At 64.4% G+C, this 24,589-nt stretch carries 10 protein-coding genes and 1 riboswitch; of the genes, 4 read left to right on the top strand and 6 right to left on the bottom strand.

What is annotated here, in order from left to right; genetic code table 11:
* The gene (locus HBO19_RS23620; RefSeq protein ID WP_169954740.1) at nt 1-486 is read right to left on the bottom strand and encodes a DMT family transporter; all 486 of its coding nucleotides are present in this window, start codon (nt 484-486) and stop codon (nt 1-3) included.
* Nucleotides 487-601: 115 nt separating this feature from the next.
* On the opposite strand from HBO19_RS23620, the gene HBO19_RS23615 reads away from it, so the two are divergent.
* Nucleotides 602-1,534 carry a LysR family transcriptional regulator gene (locus tag HBO19_RS23615; RefSeq protein WP_170043730.1) on the top strand — a complete coding sequence of 311 codons (933 nt, stop codon included), beginning with the start codon at nt 602-604 and terminating at the stop codon, nt 1,532-1,534.
* A gap of 1 nt (nt 1,535) precedes the next feature.
* Here the strand turns inward: HBO19_RS23615 and HBO19_RS23610 are convergent, their stop codons facing one another.
* The 3 genes from HBO19_RS23610 to HBO19_RS23600 form a co-directional block, all read right to left on the bottom strand.
* A complete protein-coding gene (locus HBO19_RS23610; protein ID WP_169954742.1) occupies nt 1,536-2,855 on the bottom strand; it encodes an Nramp family divalent metal transporter in 1,320 nt (439 codons plus the stop codon).
* 38 nt (nt 2,856-2,893) lie between these two features.
* Complete coding sequence (locus HBO19_RS23605; protein WP_169954743.1) at nt 2,894-4,450, bottom strand: DUF726 domain-containing protein; 1,557 nt, start codon at nt 4,448-4,450, stop codon at nt 2,894-2,896.
* Nucleotides 4,451-4,586: 136 nt separating this feature from the next.
* The gene (locus HBO19_RS23600; protein ID WP_346266509.1) at nt 4,587-15,479 is read right to left on the bottom strand and encodes an autotransporter-associated beta strand repeat-containing protein; all 10,893 of its coding nucleotides are present in this window, start codon (nt 15,477-15,479) and stop codon (nt 4,587-4,589) included.
* A gap of 317 nt (nt 15,480-15,796) precedes the next feature.
* Between HBO19_RS23600 and HBO19_RS23595 the strand changes: the two genes are divergently transcribed.
* The gene (locus HBO19_RS23595; RefSeq protein ID WP_169954745.1) at nt 15,797-17,605 is read left to right on the top strand and encodes a monovalent cation:proton antiporter-2 (CPA2) family protein; all 1,809 of its coding nucleotides are present in this window, start codon (nt 15,797-15,799) and stop codon (nt 17,603-17,605) included.
* A gap of 73 nt (nt 17,606-17,678) precedes the next feature.
* Entirely contained in the window at nt 17,679-18,263 is a 585-nt protein-coding gene (locus HBO19_RS23590) for a hypothetical protein (RefSeq protein ID WP_169954746.1), read from the top strand.
* Between the two features lie 135 nt (nt 18,264-18,398).
* Here HBO19_RS23590 and cobF read toward each other — a convergent pair whose 3' ends face one another.
* Together cobF and HBO19_RS23580 are read right to left on the bottom strand one after the other, a co-directional pair.
* Complete coding sequence (gene cobF, locus HBO19_RS23585) at nt 18,399-19,157, bottom strand: precorrin-6A synthase (deacetylating) (protein WP_169954747.1); 759 nt, start codon at nt 19,155-19,157, stop codon at nt 18,399-18,401.
* 47 nt (nt 19,158-19,204) lie between these two features.
* Nucleotides 19,205-19,771 (bottom strand): histidine phosphatase family protein, encoded by a 567-nt coding sequence (locus HBO19_RS23580; protein ID WP_169954748.1) that lies wholly within the window; start codon nt 19,769-19,771, stop codon nt 19,205-19,207.
* A gap of 171 nt (nt 19,772-19,942) precedes the next feature.
* Between HBO19_RS23580 and HBO19_RS23575 the strand changes: the two genes are divergently transcribed.
* The gene (locus tag HBO19_RS23575; protein ID WP_170058420.1) at nt 19,943-24,274 is read left to right on the top strand and encodes a hypothetical protein; all 4,332 of its coding nucleotides are present in this window, start codon (nt 19,943-19,945) and stop codon (nt 24,272-24,274) included.
* A gap of 66 nt (nt 24,275-24,340) precedes the next feature.
* Nucleotides 24,341-24,546, top strand: a riboswitch (cobalamin riboswitch).
* Nucleotides 24,547-24,589 lie beyond the last annotated feature (43 nt).

The following is a 24,589-nucleotide window of genomic DNA, read 5'->3' as shown; positions in this document are numbered from 1 at the left end:
TTAACCTCGCGCAATCAAAACAAGGGCTATCACAATCAACAGCAGGGCAACCCAGCGTTCGCCATTGACCCGCTTGCGGGCGGTGCCGAACCAACCGAAGTGGTCGATCAGCACGCTCTTGCCGACCTGGCCGCAGAGGATCGCGATCATGGTCATGGCAATGCCGATATGGGGCGTGGCCAGGGTCAGTACCACCACATACATCGGCCCCAGGAAGCCCCCGATCAACTGCCAGCGCGGCAGTTCATTGAGGGCCGGACCTTTTTGCGGGCCGCTGAACAGCAGGAGCAGCAGCAAGATTGCCGTGCCCACCGCGAAGATGCTCAAGGTCGCCCATAAGTGCCCCACCTGGGCACCCAGCGGCCCCAACAGGCCCGCCTCCACCGACAGGCCCATGCCTGCCAGGATCACCAGCGGCAACAGCAGCAGCCCCAGACGGTTTTTCGGCCGGGCCTGGGCCGCGGCCTCGAGAGAAGAAGTTTGCATACACCACCTACACGTCAGATTAAACAATGACGCGCATTATCCGCTGGCCCATCTGTGCGATAAATGGGAGCATGCAGACAACACCTTTGCGTAAATCGCACAGCACGGAGGGCCCATGCAGGGCTTCAATGAGTTGAGTTTCAAGGCGCTGCGCCTGTTCGTGGCGGTGCTGGACCACGGCAGTTTCTCCGAGGTCGCACGCCGCGAAGGCCTGGCGCCCTCTTCCATCTCCCGGCAGATCCAGTTGATGGAACAGGCCCTGAGCCAGCAATTGCTCTATCGGCACACCCGCGCCGTCAGCCCCACGGAAGCCGGGCGCCTGCTCGGGCATCATGCGCGCCTGATGCTGCAACAACTGGAAGAGGCCGGGCAGGCCCTGCAAGAACAGGAAAGCGAACCCAGCGGCCTGGTGCGCATCAATGCGCCCATGGTGTTCGGCCAACGGCACCTGTCGCCCTGGCTGGCGGAGTTGTGCCAGCGATATCCCAAGCTGCAACTGGACATCCAGCAGACCGACACCTACGTCGACCCCTTGCAGGAAGGCGCCGACCTGTTGTTCCGTATCGGTGTGCTCAACGATTCGGGAATGCAGGCGCGCATTTTCGCGCCCCAGCGCTACCGCATCGCCGCCAGCCCCGAGTACCTGGCGCGCTTTGGCACGCCGCGCCATCCCGATGAGCTGCGCAATCATCAGTGCCTGGCGTACAAGGGCGTGAACGGCCAGCAGCGTTGGTTCTTCCGCCGCGCCCAGGACGACTGGACGCCCTATACAGTCAAGGGCCCGATCACCGGCAACCACGCCGACACCCTGGCACGCGCCGCCGAACAAGGCCTGGGGTTCGTGGTGTTCCCCTCCTGGCTGATCGGCGACAGCCTGCGCGCCGGGCGCTTACAGGCGGTACTGAGCGATTACGAAGTGGCGACCACCCTGGAGCCGCAGCAGATTGCCGCGCTGTGGCCCGGCAGCCGGCGGTTGTCGGTGAAGGTGCGCACGGTCATCGACTTTTTTGTCGAGCGTTTTGGCAGCGTGCCCTACTGGGACCGCTGACTCAGAACAGCCACTGGCCGATCAGCCAGGCGTTGGCGCCGCTGATCACGGTGAACAGGCTCCAGGCCAGGATCCTGGTGGGCAGGCGATTGACGAACGGCCCCATCAATTGCCGGTCGCCGGTCATGCGGATCAGCGGGTACAGGGCAAACGGCAGTTGCAGGCTGAGCACCACCTGGCTGAGGATCAGCAACTTGCCAATGGCCTGGTCGCCCATCAACCACACCCCGAGGAACGCCGGAATCAGCGCCAGGCCACGGGTGATCAGGCGGCGTTGCCAGCAGGGAATGCGCAGGTTGAGGTAACCCTCCATGATCACCTGGCCGGCGATGGTGCCGGTGAAGGTCGAGCTTTGCCCGGACGCCAGCAAGGCAATGCCGAACAGGATACTGGCGAAGGCACCGCCCACCAGCGGGTCCAGCAGGTGGTAGGCGTCCTGGATTTCCACGACCTCGGTATGACCGCTCTGGTGGAAGGCCGCGGCGGCCAGCACCAGGATCGCGGCGTTGACCAGCAAGGCCAGGGCCAGGGAGCCGATGGTGTCGATACGCGCCAGCTTGACCGCGTCCTGGCGGCTGGCCAGGTCCTTGCCGAACAAGCGGGTCTGCACGATGGACGTGTGCAGGTACAGGTTATGCGGCATCACGGTGGCCCCGAGGATGCCGATGGCCAGGTACAGCGGCGCGGCATCGCTGATCGCCGAGAGCGACGGCGTGAAACCGCGCAAGACGTCCGGCCAATACGGTTTGATCAACACCAGCTCGACAAAAAAACACACCCCGATGGTCGCCACCAACGCCAGCATGATCGCTTCCAGGCGCCGGAAGCCGCGGTTTTGCAGGGCCAGGATCAGCAGCGTGTCAAACGCGGTGATGACAATCCCGGTGGTCAGCGATACCCCCAGCAACAGGTGGAACGCCAGGGCGCAGCCGAGGACTTCGGCGAGGTCGGTGGCAATGATCGAGATTTCCGCCAGCACCCATTGCGTGCGCGCTGAACGCCGGCTGTAGCGTTCGCGGCACAACTGCGCCAGGTCCTTGCCAGTGGCGATGCCCAGGCGCGAACACAGGCACTGCACCGCCATCCCCGCCAGGCTGGCGAGCAACACCACAAACAACAGGCTATAGCCATAGCGCGACCCGGCCTCGATGGCCGTGGCCCAGTTGCCGGGGTCCATGTAGCCGATGGAAATCAGCAGGCCGGGGCCGGCAAACTGCACGACCCGTTTGAAGAACGATGCGCGGGGATCGACGGGGATAGTGCCCGCCACTTCCGGTGGGCAGAACGGCGCGGTAGCAATTTTCGGCAGGCTGAATTTCACGCGGGGTACCAGGCAGACACACAGGACAAGCCCGCAGCTTAGCAGTCAGGCGAGACCGTGCGCATCAGCGTTTCACGGGGCAGATCGAACGCCTCGACCACCTGCACCACCAGGTCCATTTCCTGATTCAGCGCCTCGCGTTCCATGCGCTGGCGAATCACCCCCAGCACCAGCACCGCCAGGGTCGTGATGGAATACGCCGGCCCGGAAAACGCGCGCACCCCGCTCACCAGCAACATCGCCGCCGCCAACGCCTGCCCCACCACCGGAATCGCCGTGGCCGCGCCGCGCCGCACGATAAACCCGGTCAACCCGGCCAGCGCTGTACCGCTCAAGGCGGTGGTGGCCGAACGGCCGACATCGAAACGGTGGAAAAACCCCTGCTCCTTTTGCGCCGCCGCCCGCAGTTCAGCCTCGAACACCTGGCGGTCGGCCAGGCTGAGTTTGTCCTTGTACTGCTCGATCAGGGTCTCGGCGACCCGTTCTTCCAGGCTCACCAGGGCCACGCTGTCGAGGGGCTGGTCAAACTTGATGCCGACGCGCAAGGCCACGTCCTGGGCCAATTGGCGATAACTCACACCGTGCCCACGGGCCAGGTTCATGAAGCTGTCACCGCCCATGCGCTGCAACTCGATGGCCAACTGCAATGGGTCACGTACATCCGCAGCGATGGTCGCACTGCGCTTGGCGGCCATCAACTCGGCGAGGAACTGCAACTCCGGCGCCCGTGCCTGGAGCAGCACCGGGAACAGGTCCACGTCCTCTTCGGCAAAGCGCACCTGGGCACTGCGCTGGTCCGCACGGATCATGCCCCGGCGCTCGTGCAGCAAGTCGGTGTACTGCACCACGGTCTGCAACTGCGGCCAGTAGGCGGCGTGGTCGAAGGTGACCAGATGCACGTTGGTCACCTTGCCCTTGAGCGATGGGGTCAGGGGAATGGCATAGCGGCCGATGCAGCGCTCGGTATCCGGCTTGAGCGCCAGGGCCCAGTCCTTGCTGGAATGGCAGTTGATCACCCGCCCCTTGAGCGGTGCCGACACCTGCTCCCAGGGGCTGGACGTGCAAATCGCGCCGCCCATCAACAACAGGTGATTGAGCGGCAGCTCCCGGGCCAGCTCCGGGCTGGCCAGCAGGCTCTTGACCAGCAGGCGAGCGCCCAGGGAATGGCCGATCAGGTTGATCTGGCGCACCTCGATCGACTCGGCATGCAGGTAGTTGGCCAGTTCCGCCAACAGCGTCCTGGCCACTTCGTCCACCCGCGCCTCGACACTTTTGTAGTGATCGAGAAAATAGCCCACCGCCTTGCCCAGGCCCACGGTCGCCGCGCCCAGGGTCCCGCCGCCGAGCATCGAGGCGATGATGTCCTTGAAGGGGGCGAACAGGTTTTCCAGGAAGTGCCCGGCCGGCCAGAACAGCATCACGTTGGTCGAACCTTCGATCCCCGCCAGTTGCGCCTGGAAATTGGCCAGTTGTTGCGGGTTGAAAAACGCGGAATAACCATGGACATAGAGATTGAGCACCGGCCCCTGGGGCGCGCCGCACAGTACGAACGAAGGCTTGCGGGTACGGTGCATTTGGTCCCACTGGTGTTGCATGAGGCGCTGGCTCCTGGTGAAAACGCAGCGCGATAGTAGCAAGAATCGGCGCGAGGCCGCGGGGGTCATGGGCACACACCCAGCTTTAATGCAAAAAAAACCGCCCTCGCGGGCGGCTTGAAGAACCCGGCCTTGATCAGAAGCCGAGGGAGAAACTGATGGTCATCCCATGGTCCTTGTCGTTGCGTGACAACTGGCCCGAGTAGCCCAGTCCCAGTTTGCCGTTAGGGCTGATCTGGTAATCGACGCCCGCCTCCACCACCGCGCTGTCCTTGGCAATCGGCACGCCTTGAGTGCTGAAGGACGCGCCGCCATTGATAAAGCTCAGGTCGGCATCCGGCTGGGTGTCACCAAAGGCATGGCGCCAACCGATGCTGCCCCGTGGGGTGATGCTCGAACCGTTGCCCAGGGCGATGGTTTTACCCAGGCGCACGCCAAGGGTGGAGAACGTGATGTCCTGGTCGGCATCCCCTTTGAGGGCGGCCGAACCGCCTTTTTCCTTGAGGGTGTCGCTTGCGTAGTTGACGTAGGCCAGGCCCGCGAACGGTTCCACGGCCAGGCCGCCGGCCTCCACGGTGTACCCGACTTCACCGAACACTTGCGCACTGCGCGCCTTGTAGTCGGCTTTCAGGCGCTGACCCTCGGTGCCCACGGCCACGTCACGTTTGCTTTCGATGTCGTGCCAGGTGTAACCCATGCCCATGCGTGCGGCGAAGGCCTCCTGCTGATACGCGGTGTAGGCCATCAGGTGGTAGCTGTCGATGTCGGCACTGGCGTTGCGGCGCTTGGCGTCCAGGTCACTGCGGGTATAGCCAGCAGCGATACCGGCGCGCCAGGCATCATCCAGTTGCTTGTCGGTGCCCAGCAGGAAGCCGCTGAGGTTGCGATCCAGGCGCGCGGTGTTGCTGTCGCCGCCCAGGTGGCCCCAGGTGCCGAGGACGCGCATCCAGCCGACCATTTCGCCGTGGCACCCGGCGCTGCTCAGGCGGTTTTCGCTGGGTGCCAGGCTGTTGCGTGGATCGTCCTGGCGGTAGCAGCCCGGTTGGCGCATGCGCTCGTTGACCGCGTCACGCACGTAGCGCGAATCCTCGAGCAAGGCGCTGGCGGTGCTGGCGTGGATTTCCCCCGACAGGCTGTCGAACGCTGCGCGGGCATTGGCTGCATCGCCGGTGAGCAAGGCGTTTTGTACGGCACTGCCGCCCACTGCCACGCCGCTGCCCAAGGCCGTGGCCACGGCCCGCTGGTTGCCGGTGGCCGCCACGCTGGCGAAGCTGGTGGTGTTGCGGCTCACGGCCAACGCTACCTGGTTCGGGCTGTAGTTGAGGGCCGTATCGAGGAACGCCAGGTTCTGCAGGTTGGTGTTGGTAAAGGTGCCGGTCACGCCACCGCCAGCCGTCAACAGGGTGTAGGTGGTGGGCCCGGTGTAAGGGACCAGGTTGAGCACATTCAGGCTGCCCGCCAGGTTCGCGCTGCCGCCGACCGCCAGGGAACTGGCCACCGATGGGGTGATCACCAGGTTGAGAGTGCCGTCGGCAGCGTTGGTGAAGTTCCCGGCGACGCTGAGTTTGCCGCTGTCGGGAGTGACCACGCCATGGTTGACCAGCGAGCCGACACTGCCGTTGCCACTCAGGCCCGCGCCATTGGCCACAGTCACCTGGCCGCCGAGCACAGTCCCCGGGTTGCTGGCATTGCCCACTTGCAGCAGGCCCTGGTTGACGGCCACTGCACCGCTCAACGGCTGGTTGCCAGTCAGCAACAGGCTGCCGTTGCCCTGTTTGACCACAGTGCCGGTACCGGTCAGCGTGCCGTTGAACTGGCCATTGCTGTCTTGCTGGAACAGCAGGTTGGCGTTGTTGGTGATTGCCCCTTGCAGGCTGCCGGTGTTCCCGGCCAGCGTCCCCCCGCTGACGGTGGTCCCGCCGCTGTAGGTGTTGGCGCCGGTCAGCAACAAGGTGCCCGCGTCGGTTTTGTTGATCCCACCGCTACCCACCAGGGGCGCCGAGACCTCGGTGGTCACGCCGGCATTGATACGCACCGTCGCCAGGCTGCCGTCTGCGGCATTGGTGGGGCTGAGGCTGCCGCCCGTGCCGGCGACCAGCGTGTAGCCACTGTCCAACACTTGCAGGCCGGTGAAGCTCTGATTGCCCGCCACGGTGACGGTCCCGCCCTGCCCGCCGAACACGGCAAACTGGTTGTTCGAGGCCTGGCCTTGGGTGCCGGTCGGGTCGGTCCAGTTGGTGCCGGGGCCCCAGGTGCCGCTACCGCCATGTACCGTGCCGTCAGGGCTGGTGGTGGTGCCGTTCCAGAACTGGATTTGCCCAGGCGCGGTTTGCACCAGCAGGTTGAGCTGGTTGGCCAGCGCCGTTTGCAGGCTCAGCGCGCCCGGCACAATCGCGCCTGGCAAGTTGCCCAGCAGCAGGCCGTTATCGGTCAGGCTGCCGCCGTAGCGGAACAGTTGGTAGACGCCAACGCCAAACCCTCCTGCGTCGCTGATGTTAAGGGTGCCATCCAGGGTCAGGTTGCCGGCCACGTTGACCACCGTGGTCGATGCGCCCGGTGCGCCGAGGGCGAAGTCCAGGCTGGTCCCCGCTGACAAGGCCAGGGCACCCACGGACAGCGGCGTCGCAGTTCCGGCCGTGAGGGTCGAGCCGTCAGCCATGCTCACCGCCCCCGCCAATTGCCCGCTACCGCCCAGGGAGGCGCCGCTGGCGACCTGGACGGCGGCACTGTTCAAGGTGCCGTTGACCAGCAGGCCACCGGCCGTGACGTTGGTGCTACCGGTGAAGCTGTTGTTGCCGGTCAGCAGCAGATCACCGCTGCCGGTCTTGGTCAGCGAGCCGCTACCAGTGAGGTTGCCGGTGTAGGTGCCATCGGCATTTTGCTCGAAGGTCAGCGCCGCGTTATTGGCTATCGCCCCTTGCAGGCTGCTGGTGCTACCGGTGGTGCTGCCGCCATTGAGAATTGTCCCACCGCCATAGCTGTTGCTGCCGGTGAGCAACAGCGCACCGTTGCCGTTTTTCACCAGGCTGGCGGTGCCGCTGAGCGCGCCACTCAAGGTCAGGTCATGGCTGCCCAACAGCGTCAACTGACCACCCAGGGCAATGGCATTAGCCAGTTGCAGGGCGCTGCTGCCATCCAACTGCGCCGCGCCGCCCACGCTCAGGGCGCCACTGCCCAGTGCCGCATTGTTGCCCAGCGTCAGTTGCCCGGCATTGAAGCTGGTGCCGCCGCTGTAGGTGTTGACGCCATTGAGGGTCAGGCTGGATGCGCCGGTTTTCACCAGGCTGCCATTGCCGCTGACCACGCCATCCAGGGTCAAGGCACTGGCCCCGCCCACGGTCATCGCACCGTTGAGCAGCGCGTTATTGCCCAGGGTCACAGCAATGTTGCTGGCCAGGGTGGTGCCGTTGGCGGCGGTCAATACGCCGCTGCCCAGGGCATTGTTGTTGCCCACCACCAGGGTGCCGCCGTTCAGAGCGGTACCCCCGGTGTAGCCATTGGCGGCGTTGAGCACCAGGGTGCCGCTGTCCAGTTTGGCCAGGGTGCCACTGCCATTGAGGCTTACACCGAGGGTGGCAGTGACGTTGGGGTCGACCCGCACGGCGGTGTTGCCAGTGCCGCCGTTCACCAGGTTCAACTGGCCAGCGGTACCGGCCACCAGGTTGTAGCCGTCGCTGACGAACTGCATGCCCGTCAGGCTTTGGCTGCCGTCCACCGTGACCGTGCCAGCCGCGCCCTGGAACACCGCAAACTTGTCGTTCCAGCTCTGGTTGAGGCTGCCGTCGACATTCGCCCAATTGGTGCCGTTGCCCCAGGTGCCGTTGCCGCCGTCGATGGCGCCGTTGCCGATCAATTGGCCGCCGTCCCAGAACTGCACGGTGGTGTTGGGCGCGATGACCACCAGGTTGACCTTGTTGCTGATCGCGGTTTGCAGTTGCAGGTCATCGGCAGTCACGCTTGAGGGCAGAGTCCCGAGGGTCAGGCCGTTATTGGTCAGGGCCCCGGCGTAGTTGATGAGGTTGTAGACCCCAGTGCCAAAACCACCGAGATCACTGACATTGAGGTTGCCATCCAGGACCAGGTCACCGCCGACATTCAGCAGCCCGCTGCCGCCACCGACTACCGGTACGCCAAGGCCGACATCCAGGTTGGCATTGCCCCCCAGCACCAGCGAACCCACGGTCAGCGCACTGGCGCTGCTCAGGCCCAGGTGGCCGCCATCGGCCACCGTCACCGCACCGGCCAAGCTGCCGCCGCCGCTCAAGGTCGCGCCGTTGTTGACCGTCACGCTGCTGCTGGCCAGGCTGCCCGCCACGTTGAGCGTGCCGCCCGTGACGCTGGTAGCGCCGGTCAGGCCGCTGTTGCCGGTGAGGTTGAGGGTGCCGGTGCCGACTTTATCCAGGGCACCGCTGCCGCCCAGGCTACCGCCGAAGGTGTTAGTGCCGCCGACGGTCAGCGTATTGCCCGCCGCCACTTGCAGTGCACCGTTGCCGGCCAGGGTGTTGAGTGTGGCGCTGCTGCCCAGGTTGAGGGTGGCGCCGCTGCCCACGGTGACCCCGGAGGTGTTGCCCAAGGCGCCGGAGCCGACGGTGGTCAGGCTGCCCCCCAGCACCGCCAACGGGCCGCTCAGCAGGTTATTGCCGCTGAGGGTCAGGCCCGCCGTGCCGTTTTTGATCAGTGCGCCATTGCCGGCCACTACGCCGGCCAGGTTCAGGTCGTGGCTACCGGCGACGGTGAGGTCGGCATTGAGGTCAATGGCATTGGCCAGCACCAGCGGTGCGCTGTTATCCAGGGTGGCCGCACCGCCCACGCTCAGGGTACCGCTGCCCAGCGCAGTGTTGCTGCCGAGGGTGAGCGTACCGGCGTTGAGCAACGTACCGCCGCCGTAGCTGTTGGCCCCATTGAGGCTGAGGTTGGCCCCGCCGTTCTTGATCAACTGCGCGGCGCCGTCGACGATCCCGCCGAGGGTCAGGCCGTTGCTGCCGGCCACTGTCAGCGTGCCATTGAGGGTCAGCGCATTGCCCAGGGTCACATTCGCGCTGCTGTCCAGGGTCGCCGGGCCGTTGACCAGCAAGGCGCCTGCGCCCAGGGCGCTGCCCGTACCGACGGTCAGGCTGCCGGCGTTGAGTTGGGTACCGCCGACATAGCCGTTGCCACCGGCGAGGGTCAGGTTGCCGCTACCGCTTTTGATCAGCCCGCCGGCACCGTTGACTGGGCCATTGAGGGTCAGGTCCGACGTGCCGAGGATACCCAGGTTGCCGCTCAGGTTCAGAGCATTGGCGAGGGTCACTGCAGCGGTGGTGTCGAGGGTGGTCCCGGCGCTGCTGTTCAACGCGCCTGCGCCCAGGGCGCTGCTGGAGGCCAGGATCAAACCGCCGGCATTCAGGGTGGTAGGCCCCTGGTAGGTATTACTGCCACTCAAGGTCAGGCTGGCGATGCCGTTTTTGATCAGGCTGCCGGCGCCGCTGACAGTGCCCGCCAGGATCAGGGCATTGCTGCCGCCAATGGCCAGGCTGCCATTGAGAACCACGTCATTGGTCAGCGCGAGCGCTGTGTTGCTGTCCAGGGTGGTGCCGGTGGCGGCGGTCAGCAGGCCCGTGCCCAGGGCACTGTTATTGCCGACGATCAGGCTGCCGCCGTTCAGCGCCGTGCCGCCGGTGAAGGTGTTGCTGCCATTGAGCACCAGGGTGCCGCTGTCCAGCTTGGCCAGGGTGCCGCCGCCGCTGAGGTTCACATCCAGGGTTGCGGTGACAGTGGGATCGACCCGCACTGCGGTGTTGCCGCCGGCGCCATTGAACAGGGTCAGGCCGCCTGCCGTACCGCCCACCAGGTTGTAGCCATCGGTGACAAATTGCAGGCCCGTGACCGCCTGCGCGCCGTCCACGGTGACGGTGCCCGCCGTGCCCTGGAACACCGCCAGGCTGTTGGGTGCCCAGCCCAGGTTGAAGCTACCGTTGAGCTCGGTCCAATTGCTCGACGCCGCGTTCCAGGTGCCGTTGCCGCCTTCGATGGTGCCGTTGCCCACCAGTTGGCTACCATCCCAGAACTGCACGTTGGTGTTGCCATTGACCAGCAGGTTGATCTGGTTGCCAATCGCCGTTTGCAGGTCGAGGCTGCCAGGCAGGACGCCACCGGGCAGGCTGCCCAGGAGCACGCCATTGTTGGTCAACACGCCGGTGTAGTTGATCAGGCGATAGATCCCGGCGCCAAAGCCACCGGTATCACTGATGTTGAGGGTGCCATCCAGGGTCAGGTTGCCCAACACCCGCAGCAGCTCGGTGCCGCCCGTGGACGGCGCGCCGAGGCCGGCATCCAGGTTGGCGTTGGCCCCCAGCACCAGGGCGCCGGTGGTCAGTAGGCTGCCGGACTTCACGGCCAGGTGGCCGCCATCGGCAACATTCACCGTGCCCAGCAAGGTCCCGCTGCCGCCGAGGGTCGCGCCGCTGTTCACATTGACCCCGGCGCTGGCCAGTTGGCCGTTGACGTTCAAGGTGCCCGCGCTGACCTGGGTATTGCCTGCCAGCGTACTGACCCCGGCCAGGGTGAGCGTGCCGCTGCCAAGTTTGTCGACGTTGCCCAGGCCGGCAAGAACCCCACCAAAAGTGCCGTTCCCATTGTTGGCGCCCAGGCTCAAGGTATTGCCGAGGCCGACCAGCGCAGTACCGGCGCCGGTGAGGTTGCCCAGGCTGGCGGAACTGCCCAGGTTCAAGGCAGTGCCGGTCGCCAGGTTGATCGCGCTGTTGGTACCCAGCGCACCGTTGCCGACGGTGGTGAGGCTGCCCGCCTGGATATCCAGCAGGCCGCTGAAGGTGTTGTTGCCCGCCAGCGTCAGGTCTGAAGTACCGGTCTTGATCAGGCTGCCATTGCCGGCCAGCACACCAGCCAGCGTCAGGTTATTGCTGGCGCCCACGCTCAGGCCGGCGTTGACGGTCAAGTCGTTGGCCAAGACCAGTGGCGTGCTGCTGGCCAGGGTCGAATTGCCCGTCACGGTCAGCCCGCCCGTACCCAGTGCCGCCGCAGTGCCCAGGGTCAGGGTGCCCGCATTGAGGGTGAGGCCGCCCTGGTAGTTGTTGAGGCCATTGAGGGTCAGGTTGGCCGCGCCCTCCTTGGTCAGGCTGCCGCTGCCACTAATCACCCCGCCCAGGGTCAAGTCGGCGCTACCGCCAATGCTCAGGTTGCCTCCCAGGTTAAGGGCATTGCCGACACTGACCGCGGTGCTGCTGTCCAGGGTCGTGCCGCCCGCCGCATTCAACGCACCATTGCCCAAGGCGCCACTGCTCGCCAGGATCAGGCCACCGGCGTTCAGCGCGGTGGGCCCGAGGTAGGTGTTCACACCGCCCAACGTGAGCTGCGAGGTGCCGCTCTTGACCAGGCCGCCGGCGCCACTGATCACGCCATTCAAGGCCAGGGCATTGCTGCCAGTGACGTTGAGGTTGCCAGCCAGGGCCAGGTCATTGCCCAGGGCCACGGTTTTATTGCTGGAGAGTGTGGTGCCCGCGGCCGTGCTCAGCAGGCCGCCGCCCAGCGCGGTGTTACTGCCCACCACCAGCGCCCCACGCTCAAGGGCAGTGCCGCCGGTGTAGCTGTTGTTGCCATTGAGCACCAGGGTGCCGCTGTCGAGCTTGGCCAGTTTGCCGGCGCCGTCGATATTCACGCCCAGGGTCGCGGTGAGGGTTGGATCGACACGGATCGCCGTATTGCCGGCGCTGCCGTTGACCGCCGTCAGTTGCCCCGCAGCACCGCCCACGACGTTGTAGCCGTCGCTGGCAAATTGCAGGCCGGTGAACTGCTGCGTGCCGTCCACGCTGACCGTCCCCGCAGTCCCTGTGAACACTGCAAAGCCGCCGGCCCAGGCCGAGTTGGGCGTGCCGCCGATGGCGGTCCAGTTGCTGGCGCCAACGCTCCAGGTGCCATTGCCACCTTCGACCGTGCCGTTGCCGGTGGTCTGGCTGCCGTCCCAGAACAGCATGTTGGCCACCGACACCACCACGTTCACCTGGTTGGCCGTGGCGATATCTACCAGCACATCGCCCAGGTTGAAGCCCTGGGGCACGCCCGTCACTGTCAGGCCCTGCCCGGCCAGGCTGCCGGTGTAGTTGATCAAACGGTAGATACCGGCACCAAAGGCCCCGCCATTGCTGACATTCAGGTTGCCATCCAGGCTCACACTGCCATTGACGCTGAGCAGCGGCGTCGGGGACGGCGCACCAAGGCTGACGTCGAGGTTGGCACCGCTGCCCACCACCAGCGAGCCGGTAGACAGCGTATCCGCGCTGTTCAAGGCCAAGTGGCCGCCGCTGTTGATGTTCAGTGCTCCCAGCAGCGATCCGCCACCGGTCAGGGTGCCCCCGGCATTCACGTCGACAATGGCGCTGCCCAGGGTATTGCTCACCTTCAAGATGCCGGCGTTGACCTGGGTATTGCCGCTGAGGCTGTTGATGCCGGTCAGCTCGAGCTGGCCGCCGCCGACTTTGATCAAACTGCCGCTGCCTGTGAGGCTGCCGCCAAATGTGCTGCTGGTATTGGCACCGCCTACGGTGAGGCTGTTGTTCAAGCCCACGTCGATAACGCCAGCGCCGCTCAAGCCGCCGAGCACGCCATTGCCGGCCAGGTTGAGGCTGGCGCCGGCGCCAATGTTCAGCCCGCTGTTGCCACCGAGGGCCGCGGCGCTGCTGGCGAACACGCTACCGCCAAGGATGTTCAGTGCGCCGGTAAAGGTGTTGTTGCCGCTCAGGGTCAGGTCGGCCGTGCCATTTTTGGTCAGGCCACCGGCGCCACTGATCACCCCGCCCAGGGTCAGGTTATTGGTGCCGGCCAGGGCCAGGTCGGCATTGAGCGTGATGTTATTGCCCAAGGTAAACGCCGCGCTGTTGTCCAGGCTCGCCGCGCCACCCACGGTCAACGCACCGCCGCCCAGGGCTGCGGCATTCCCCAGGGTCAGGCGGCCGCCATTGAGCAGCGTGCCCGCCTGGAACGTGTTGATCCCATTGAGGGTCAGGTTGGCCGTGCCCGCTTTGGTCAGCGTGCCGGTGCCGCTGAGCGCACCGTCCAGAGTCAGGGCGTTGCTGCCCGCCACGGTCAAGCCGGCGTTGAGCACAATGTTATTGACCAGGGCCACCGCGGCACTGCTGTCCAGGCTCGAGGCGCCACTCACGGTCAAATTGCCCGACCCCAGCGCTGTATTGCTGCCCACTTTCAACGTACCAGCGTTGAGGTTCAGGCCACCGAGGAAAAGGTTGTTGCCGGAGAGGTTCAGGGTGGCGCCGCCATTCTTGGTCAGGCTGCCGCCCCCGATAATCGGCCCGGTGAGCGTCAAGTCTGCGGTCCCGCCCACGGTCACCGCGCCGTTGAGACTGACCTGGTTGGTCAGGCTCGCCGTGGCATTGGCATCCAGAGTGGTGCCGGCGGCGGCGCTCAACGCTCCGGCGCCCAGTGCACCGTCGGCACCCACCACCAATTTGCCGAGGTTCAGCACCGTGTTGCCCTGGTAGCTGTTGGTGCCGCTGATAATCAGGTCGCCGCTGCCTTCCTTGACCAGGCCGCCGCTACCACCGATCACCCCGCCCAGGGTCAGCGCATTGCTGCCAATCACGGTCAGGTTGCCCAGCAGGTCGATGCCATTGGCCAGGGCAATCGCCGCGCCCAGCAGCGGGCCGGTGCTCAGGTTGGTCCCGGCGCTGGCGGTCAGGGTGCCCGAGCCCAGCGCGTCCGTGGCCCCGAGCACCAGAGTACCGGCGTTCAACTGGGTGCCACCGCTGTAGGTATTGGTGGTGTTAAGGGTCAGGTCCGCCGTACCGTTTTTGCGCAAGGCCCCCGTGCCGCTAAGGTTGCCGCCAAAGGCAAAAGCGTTGGTGCCCTGCACCGTGAGCCCACCGGCACCGATCACCACGTTGTTGGCCACGTTCAGGTTACCGGTGCTGGCCGCCAGGGTCCCGCCATTGACGTTCAGCACGCCGCTGCCGAACGCGGCGCTATTGTCAAATTGCACAAGGGCGCTATTGAGTATCGTCGACCCGTTGACCAGCGCCCCTTGCAGGGTCCAGGTCCCGCCATTGATCAGCAGTTTGTTGAAGTTGATGTATTGACTGCTGGATGCGGTGCCGGTCTGGATAACAGCATTCACCCCGGCCAGTTGGTTATCCAGGACCAGGGTATTGTTGGTCCCCCCCACGCCGCCATCGACCTTGCCGGAGGGCGCGAACGACAGATTGACGTTGACCAGTCCACCCAGGCTGATCCCGGTACCGGCATTCACCACAGACCCGGTGACCGCGGTAAATGTATTGCCCCCACGCCCGGCGCCCAGGGACACCCCACCATTGAGCGTGCCTGCGTTGATAAACGAGTTGCCAACCCCGCCGGCGGCACCCGAGGCTTCAAAGCCTATCCGGCCGGTGACCGTGCCGCTGTTGGTCATATTGACCCGGGAGCCGCCCTGCACCACCACCACAGGGGCTTCGTCAGGTTGCAGCACCGATACGCCAATGCTCGAAGCGCCGATAGTGCCGCTGTTATAGATGTTGGTGGTGAAGTTTGCACCATTGGTGATATTGAGCGCCGCGCCGCCCAGCAGCGAGGCCACATCCAGCAATGGGATGGTGCCTCTGATCGTGCCGCTGTTGGTCACCGATACGTTGCCTGAGGTTGAAGCGTTGCCAATCACCACGCCACTGGTCAAGGCGCTGAGGGGCAACAGGAACGCCGGATCAATCACCCCCAGGTTAGTCAGCGTTATACCGCTACCCGTCAAGCTCAATACCGTGCCCAGCACAGTGTTCATCCGCGCTGCGGCATCGACGGTGACCTGCAGGCCATTGGTCGAACTGGAAAAGTTGTTGACCGGCGTCAGGGGCAGGCTTGGCGCTCCGGTACAGGTAACCACCGCGTTTACGCCCGGGTTCGCCGGCGAGCACGCCGCCAACGCCTCGGGGCTCGCCAGGCCTGCCACCAGCCCGAGGACACCCAGACGAATCGCAAGAGAGAGAGGAGAAACATGGGTTTTGGCGCCAGCAACAATTCTTCTTTCCACGGGCAACAACTCCTTCGTGGTCCAAGCCTTTCGTCCGTGAATGCGTAGAAGCCCCATACAACAGATCCAACACGCATCGAAAGCGAATTACCTGACCGTGATGACAACAATCCTGTTGTCAGAACCGTAGCTGACGCGCGTTAAAGTCATTGAAATAAATGGTATTAATACTTTCGTAAGTGCCTTGTAGGATTTGGACGACATCCAACAGGCGCCGGCGTGCAGCGCCCTACCTCGGCAAAAATTCAGATTCAACCGCATAAAAGCGCGCTCTAATAGCGCCCTGTCGATTCGACTCAAAGATCCTGGAGTAAGCGATGCCCCATGAAGGCAACCTGTTACAAGCGGCCGTGGTGTTCCTGCTAGCGGCGGTGCTCACCGTACCCCTGGCCAAGCACCTGAAACTGGGCGCGGTGCTGGGCTATCTGTTCGCCGGTGTGATCATCGGCCCCTCGGTGCTGGGGTTGGTGGGCAACCCGCAAAGCGTCGCGCAGTTCTCTGAGCTTGGGGTGGTGTTGTTGCTGTTCATCATCGGCCTGGAGCTGTCGCCCAAACGCCTGTGGGTGATGCGCAAGGCCGTGTTTGGCGTGGGCCTGGCGCAAGTGCTGTTGACTGCCATGGTGATGGGCGCCGTGGCGCTCTGGGCGTTTGGCCAGTCGTGGAACAGCGCGATTGTGCTGGGCCTGGGCCTGGCGCTGTCTTCCACCGCCTTCGGTCTGCAAAGCCTGGCCGAACGCAAGGAACTGAACAGCCCCCACGGGCGCCTGGCGTTTGCCATCCTGTTGTTCCAGGACATCGCGGCGATCCCGCTGATCGCCATGGTGCCGCTGCTGGCTGGCAGCGACCACACCACCACCGCCGCCCAGGACCTGAACCACGGTTTGCAGGTATTGGGCAGCATCGCCGTGGTGATCATCGGCGGTCGCTACCTGTTGCGGCCGGTGTTTCGGATCGTCGCCAAGACCGGCCTGCGCGAAGTGTCCACCGCCACCGCGCTGCTGGTGGTGATCGGCACCGCCTGGCTGATGGAACTGGTGGGCGTGTCCATGGCCCTCGGCGCGTTCCTCGCCGGCCTGCTGTTGGCCGACTCGGAATACCGCCACGAGCTGGAATCGCAGATCGAGCCGTTCAAGGGCCTGTTGCTGGGGCTGTTCTTTATCAGCGTGGGCATGGGCGCCAATATCGGCCTGTTGTTCAGCACGCCCTTTGTGGTGCTGGGGCTGACCCTGCTGCTGATCGCCATCAAGTTGCCGCTGCTGTACGCGGTCGGGCAGATGGTCGGCGAACTCAACCGCGAGAGCGCAGTACGCCTGGGCGTAGTGCTGGCGGCCGGCGGTGAATTTGCCTTTGTGGTGTTCAAGATCGGCCGCGACCAGGGCCTGTTCGCCCCGCAGCTGTACGACGTGCTGGTGTTGACTATCACCCTGTCGATGGCCCTCACTCCGCTGCTGTTACTGCTGTGCCCGAAGCTGTTTCGGCCCAAGGCCAAGCCGGTGGAAGTGCCGGAAGAATACCGCGCCATCGAGAGCGATGCGCCACGGGTGGTGATCGCCGGCATGGGCCGCATGGGGCAGATCGTGGCGCGGATCCTGCGGGCGCAGAACATCTCGTTTATCGCCCTCGACACCTCGGTCGAAACCATCGAGCTGACCCGCAGTTTCGGCGGCATGCCGGTGTTCTACGGCGACCCCCAGCGACCCGAAATCCTGCATGCGGCGAAGGTCGACCAGGCCGAGTATTTCGTGATCGCCATGGATGATCCAGAGATCAACATCAAGACCGCCGAACTGGTGCGCAACCTCTACCCGCACATGAAAATCATCGCCCGCGCCCGTAACCGCCAGCACGTGCATCGCCTGGTGGACCTGGACGCGTCACCGGTGCGCGAAACGTTCTATTCCAGCCTGGAAATGAGCCGCCGCACCCTGGTCGGCCTGGGCCTGAGCGAGGCCCAGGCCGATGCGCGGATCAACCGTTTCAAGCATCACGACCTGCAACTGCTGACAGCGCAGCACGCGGTGTACGACGATGCGGCCAAGGTGATGCAGTCGGCCCAGGAAGCCCGTGCGGAACTGGCGCGGTTGTTTGAAATGGACCGCCTCGAAGAAGAGTCCGGAAAGGTCTGAGGATGGATCCGAACGAAATTGCGAATTTTCTGACAGAATACAGCGCAATTTCGTTCATCCATTGGAAGACCTCATGCTCACCCTCAGCAAAACCGCCGCCCGCCTGGCCCTGGCGCTGACTGTCAGCCTGGGCGCCAGCCCGCTGTTCGCGGCTGCCAAGCCGGCCGCCGCGCCGCCGGACGACTTCCAGATCGTCTCGACCCTGGACGGCAAGTTCACCTTCACCCTGCCCAAGGGCTACGTGGCCGACGCCCTCCCCGCCGGCGCACAAGCCCAGGGCACCGCTGGCGCCAATGGCACGATGTACATCAACCAGGCGTCAAAAAGCGTGGTGGTAGTGGCCCAGACCTTGCGCAACGACGGTATCGACCTGAAGGACGACGAACCGCTGTTTCTCGATAGCGCGGCTGAAGGTTTCCTCAAGGACGTAGGCACCAGCCTGCCGGACTACAAAAAACTGGCGCAGAAGAAACTGCTGATCAAGGGCGTGGGCCTGCGCCAGATTGATGGCACCGCCAGCATGGGCGGCGGCAAGACCTTGAACTCGACCTTCCTTGCCGGCTCCGGCAACCGATTGCTGGTGATCCAGGCGATTTCCCGGGCCGAGGATGTGGCGGGGCATGGCCTGCTGGTCAGGCAAATTACCAGCGGCAAGTGACATTCCCCCAAGCACCACACATCCAATGTGGGAGCGGGCTTGCCCGCGATCGCGGTGTATCAGCCAATACATAGGCTGACTGACACCCCGCCATCGCGGGCAAGCCCGCTCCCACTTTGTTTATTGCATTCCCCCCTACGGCTTGCGCAGCAGGTAGGTATCCATGATCCAGCCATTGGCCTGGCGCGCCGCCTTGCGCACGCGCTCGATTTCGTCGGCCACCTCGGCCACCTTGCCGCTGATCAGGATTTCATCCGGGGTGCCCAGGTACGCGCCCCAATAGATGTCCATCTCCTGGTCCGCGACGCTACGGTAGGAGTCCTCGGCGTCAAGCATCACCACCAACGTATCGGCATCGCTGGCCTGCCCCGCCGCGAGCCGGCGCCCGGTGGTGATCTCGATGGACCGGCCGATGCGGTTCAACGCCACCTTATGCTGGGCCGCCAAGGCCTGGACGCTGGTAATCCCGGGAATGACCTCGAATTCAAACTCACTGCTGCCACTGGCCAGGATCGCCTGCAGGATGCGGATGGTGCTGTCGTACAACGCCGGATCGCCCCAGGCCAGGAAAGCGCCCACTTCGCCGTCGGCCATTTCCTGGTTGATCATGCGCTCGAACGTCTGTTGCTTGTCGCGGTTCAGATCCTGCACGGCCGTGGTGTAGTCAATCTCGCCACGCACGCGCTCGGGGCAGTCGGCTTCGACAAAGCGGTAGACGTGCCCGGCGTCGATGTAGGTCTGGCAGATTTCCCGTCGCAGGTCGATCAGCTTGTCCTTGCTCTGGCCCTTGTCCATCAGGAAAAACACGTCGGTGCGGTTAAGCGCCTTCACCGCCTGCATCGTGATGTAGTCGGGGTTGCCGGCGCCAATGCCGATGATCAGGATTTTTTTCATGACGGGGTTCTCAGTGCGGGGCGGGGATTTTGCCATGTTCGCGCCGCTCAGGTCTCGCGCGTTTGCAGGCGCAGGCGCCAGATGCCATTGAAACGCAGCTCAGTGCTAGAGAGCGGTTCCACATCGATCCGGTTGAACATAGCCGGGGGGCATTGCAGCGCATGCAGCAACGCAGCACGGATCACAAAGGGGTGAGTCACCGCCAGCACATGGCCCGGCGCCTGTTCCAGGGTGCCTAGCCACTGCGCCACTCGCTCGCACAACTGGGCCACGGACTCGCCGCCATGGGGCGCTGCCGTGCTGTCCGTGAGCCAGGCCTGCAAGGCCTCGGGTTCAGCGTGTTGAATCGCATCGATGGCCATGCCTTGCCAGCGCCCCAGATCACAGTCACGTAACGCCTGTTCAACCTGCGCGGACTCGCCGAACAACCCCGCAGTTTGCCGGGTTCGCGCCTCCGGTCCACACAGCAGGCGCGGTGCCCGCTTGAAGCGCTGCGCCTGGGACAGGCGTGCCTGCTGCCAGTCCATTTGCAATGACTCGTCCAGGGCAAAACGTGCCGGTTTACGGGCGCACGTAGGGGCGTGGGCGATCAGGGTCAAGCGAGTGGCCTGCATTCAGAATCCCGCGAGGTTGAAGGTAGTGGAAGGGTCGACCGCCGAAGCGGCCTCACCATAGTACAGCGGTTGGTGCGACACATTATCTATCGCATGGGTTGGCGCTCGGGGCGGAACCGCGGGCAACCGACCGCCACCCAAAAAGCCTCCCCTATTGTCCAAGGATTGCCCATGAGACTGACCGACTCCCGCCCCGCCCTCGCCCCTGCGGGCACCTACCCAAGCGTGCAACCGGCACCCGCGCAACCCAGCGATGCGACCCCCCTAGGAAGGGTGCCGTTTATCAGCCTCGACGCCCAGCAACAAGCCCGGTCATTGGTCAGGCAAGCCGATAGCGACCTGGCGTGCCTGTTGGCCGCCACCTTGATGAGCCGGGTCATTTCCCTTGAGCCTGGCGGGCAAGACAGCCCCAGCGCCAGGCAGGTGGACGCTATTCCCGCCGACTCGACCTTCGGCCAGGCCTGGTCGCGCCTCACTCAAGCCGTGAATAGCGAGCCATTTGCGACATTTGCCAAAGAACACCATATCGACACCTCACGCTTTACGTTCAACCCCAGGTCGGGGTGGCTGGACTGCACCGTCAACGACAAACCGGCCACGTTTACCTCGTACGACAGCGGCTGGGACCAGGCATCCGCCGACGTTTTAGCGGCTGCGCGGGTGCTGGCCCCGACACTTGCACAGTCGTTTGAATACGCCGGTGAACACAGCGCGTCATCCAACGTGGTAAGCGACTTCTACGGGGACTCCTTCGCCAATACCAAGGCCGACACCCTCACCTATATTGGCCGCCTACAGACCGAACATGGCTTTGCCGCCCTGGCTTACCCAGGCTCTGAGCAGCCGCGCTATAACCGCCCCGAGCACCAACACGCCAAGCAACTGCAGCGGGATGCGATCGACACCGTTGCGGCCCGCGATCAGAGCCCGTCGTTGCCCCAGCAGAGTTCATTGGAAAAAATCAGCGCAGGCGATCTGTTTCTGGCCAGGCTGTGCAGCAGCGACCTGAGCTCCGGGCACCCCGAAACCCGGCTGCCTGGGCACGGAACATCGGGGGGGAGCATAGGCCGGTTGCCAACGTTCTCGACGATGGGCCAAACCCGCCAGGCGTTCGAACAGGCGTTGAACGCCGAGGCTTTTTTGCGCTTTGCGCAACAGCACAAACTTGACCTGCCCAGTGTCAGCATTGCCCCGCAAACCGGCGATCTGGTCTGCCAGGTCACCGACCCCAATGGGGTGATGCTCGAAAAACGCTTCACCCTGAGCGACGACTCCGGCTGGTCAGCCGTCGCGGCCGACATCGTCGCGCAGGCCCGGGACCTGGCCGCAGGGTCGACAGACAGGGCCCGTCACCCGCACTACAACGCGGTCCGTTTCCAGGACATCTTGAACTTCTATGGTGAAACACCCGCAGACGGCACATTGCTGGAAACCCTCAAACGCTGCGCGGTACTCAACCGCAGTGGTTTCCCGGCGTTAAGCGCAAGTAGCCCCACGGACACTGCCCCCACACGCGCCCTCCAGCAAAAACGGCGCCTTGCGGTTGAACGCCTCGACCAGGCAACCGGTGCCACTGCGGCCGGGCCTGCCAAGGCCCTCAACCCGACAACCGAGACCGTTCGCCGCCAATTTGACGGCCAACCCGATGTGCGTTCGGTTGTGCAACGACTGCTCACCGAGGCCATTCAGAAGGTCTCTCCCGGCCTGGACTTCGATATCAACCAGATCGCTTACGCCGAGCCCGACCCGGCCAACCCGGGGCACTTCCGGCGCAGCTCCCTCACGGCCGTGGCCTTGAACTACCTGAGCGGCGAGGACGCGCCGAGCTTTCCCGACAACAGCAAGTTGGTCGACACCCGCCCGGACCTGCTCGCCCATACGGGCAACACCCCCGACACGCCCCTGCCGATCAATCTGAAAGCCGTTGAAGCAGCCCTGCACGCGCTGCCCACGCAGTTGAGCGAGGCCATGGCCAGCGACCTGCGCAGCTACTGGGCACAACCGGCGTTCAGCACCGCGGCGGGGCCATTCGCCGGCGATCGGCAGGCGCTGGTCAGTGAGTTGTTGCGCAACAATCTGCGCCTGGCCGGGCTCAAACAGCCGGGGCTGGATGACGCGCAACGCGAAACCCTGGACCAAATGGTGACACGCCCACCTCCCGCCGCCAACAGTGACATCACCGTATTTGCCCTTGGCAGCGTTACACGGCAACACCCGGACGCCAGCGAAACCGCCTCCCCCAACCTACTGGTGCAACGCCATATCGGCGAGCGTTTGATCCTGTTGCTGTGCGCGCCAAACGGCACCGTCACCCCCTATGACTCCTACGCCGCGTTCGACGCCGCCCGGGCGCAACACCTCAGCCAACAAGCCCCAGGCACGGGGCGCCTGAACACCTTGAAGAAAATCGACGCAGATCCGTTCGTCGCCCAGGCACAGACCCTCATCGAACAGGGCCTGGGTGACGTGCTCAGCAGCAGCCCGGCCTACGGCGCGGTGGCGGGCGAGCGGCCCACACGCAAAATGCCGGGCTGGGTCAACAACGCCAGCGAGGCCGAACGTTTTGTGTTGCATGACCTGAGCCTGCAGTTGGCAAGCATCCACCAGCGCAACAAGGGCCGCACCTACAACAGCGACATTCCCGATATCCGCCCCTTTGCCGAACAGACTTTCGATAACCTCAAGGCGGTGAACCATCCCGCCAAGGATCTGCAGGTGGTGTTCAAGGTTGCGGTGGGCGGCACCTCGCCCGGTGGTGTGATCAGCGGCGGCATTCATCGCGAGTCCATGAGCCTCACCGACGCCCTGCTGCGCAACCTCTCGGGCCTGCCCAGTCGAGACGTGGAGGTCTACCTCAAGCCGGGCAACACCCGCGTCACCGAACTTGAAAAGGATGGTGTCCTGCAGAAGCTGATCGAGGACGCCGACGTCGGCAAGAAGTACCCGCTGTTGCTCAAACGTGAACTGCAAGACGAGCGCACCAAAAAGGCCGAACGCCTGGCCCTGTTTGCCGAGCAAGTGCCAGTAGAGCTGCAAATAAAGGCCCTGGAGTTGGCCGTCAACAAACAATCCGGTGTCGATACCACTGGCTTGAGCTACATCCAGGCCATCCTCGACCCCGCCCCCGGCACCAAGCGCGTCGACGGCCAGGAGATCGTAATCCGCCCACTGGCATTCGTGCCGGGCCCCGGCAAGAGCCCCGATGTGGTCGACAATATGTACCTGATCGAACCCGAGGACAGTGCCAAGGGCCCGCATATCCTCTACCGCCCGCTGATCGCCGATGCGCCGCTGCTGCAATTTCCGACGCGCCAGGCATTGCTCCAAGCCATCCAGCAACCAGGCCGCCTGCAAAAAGACATCCTGGCCTGGTTGCCCGATGACGCGACCCGGGCGTACTACAAGGCCTGGAGTTTCAAGGAGCCCAGCCTCCAGACCACCAGCATTTTTGGCGTGGGCGACGGTGAGACCGTGCCTGCCGAGCCCAAGCTGGCCGCCGGCGGTTACGAGGCGGCCAATACACTCAAAGAGAAGCTGCAAACCGGGCAACTGATGAACCACCTGTACGACGCCAATGCCTTGGGCCTGACCAGCATTGCCGAACAACAGTCGGTCTCCGATGACGAAAGCCGCTGGGCCACGCTCAAAGAGGGCGGTTATCTGCTGCTCAACGCCGTGCTGCCCGCACTGCGCGGGCCGGGCGCGGCCATCGGCGTGGCGTTGCAGTTCCAGGGCATTCTTAGTGACCTACAGACCCTGGCCGACGACGATACCGGCAACAAAGCCCCGGCCATGGCCGACTTGTTGGTCAACCTGGCAATGCTGTTACTCCAGACGCCCGCGCGGCCTGCGGCCAGGCGGGTCGGCGCCCCCGTGAGCGCCAGCCGCAACAGCATTGTCGAGGCCCCCAATGGCCAGAAGGTCCGGCGCCTGCAGGTCATGAAGGGCACGATGGAAAAGATGCAACTGGTCAAAGGCAACCTCTTTACCTTTGAAGACCAATACAAAGGCAAACCCCGGCTCAATATCAACGCTCATGGCCGCGACCTGAGCGTCACCGAGCGCCTGACCGGCGCCAGCTCAACCATCCTCTATGACGGCGCCGAACACACCCCCGAACAACTGCACGCCCACCTGCTGGCCAAAGGCATCGACCCCAGCCAGTTCGACAACGTGCGCCTGCTGGTGTGCTACTCCGGCAATGGCGCCGAAAACTCCTTTGCCGCCCAGTTCCAGCGCTTGATCAACAAGCCGGTAAAGGCCTTTGTCGGCACGGTGACCGTAACTCCCAGCCCCGAACTGGTGACTGCCGAGTTCAAGACCGGCATCCAGATGCACGGGCCGCACGACGGGCCCAGACTGGTGAGTGACACCTATGCGCAGTACGACAGCGTGGAAACCGTCAAGGATCGTACGGACATCTCCATGATCCGTAACCCGCTGGAGTACCTGCTGTTCTCCTACTACCCCGTCCACTACCCGCCTCGCGCGGCCAATCGCTGAGCCCAGGCAAGCACGCGGCGCTGCGCAATCGGTTCGGCACATTGACGAACGGTCCGGCGAATGTTCAGATGCGGCCCTGTTTCAGGTGCCGCATGCCGCCGTGCATGAGGTGAAACGGGAAACCGGTACGCTCGTTCGAGCAAGTCCGGTGCTGCCCCCGCAACGGTATTCGCGTGACCCCTTCGACACACCACTGTGGCCAGAGCGCCATGGGAAGGTGAAGGGTTCGATACGCGAGAGCCCGGAGACCGGCCTGGAATGTGTGTTTGGCAAAATCCTGCGGTGGGCGGGCATGGGCCGGTATTGGCGTGTGCT

Source organism: Pseudomonas sp. WS 5021, from assembly GCF_012985535.1.
In the GTDB taxonomy this organism is placed as follows: Bacteria; Pseudomonadota; Gammaproteobacteria; order Pseudomonadales; family Pseudomonadaceae; genus Aquipseudomonas.
The sequence above is the reverse complement of the archived record's forward strand: the minus strand, read 5'-3'. Positions and strand labels throughout refer to the sequence as shown.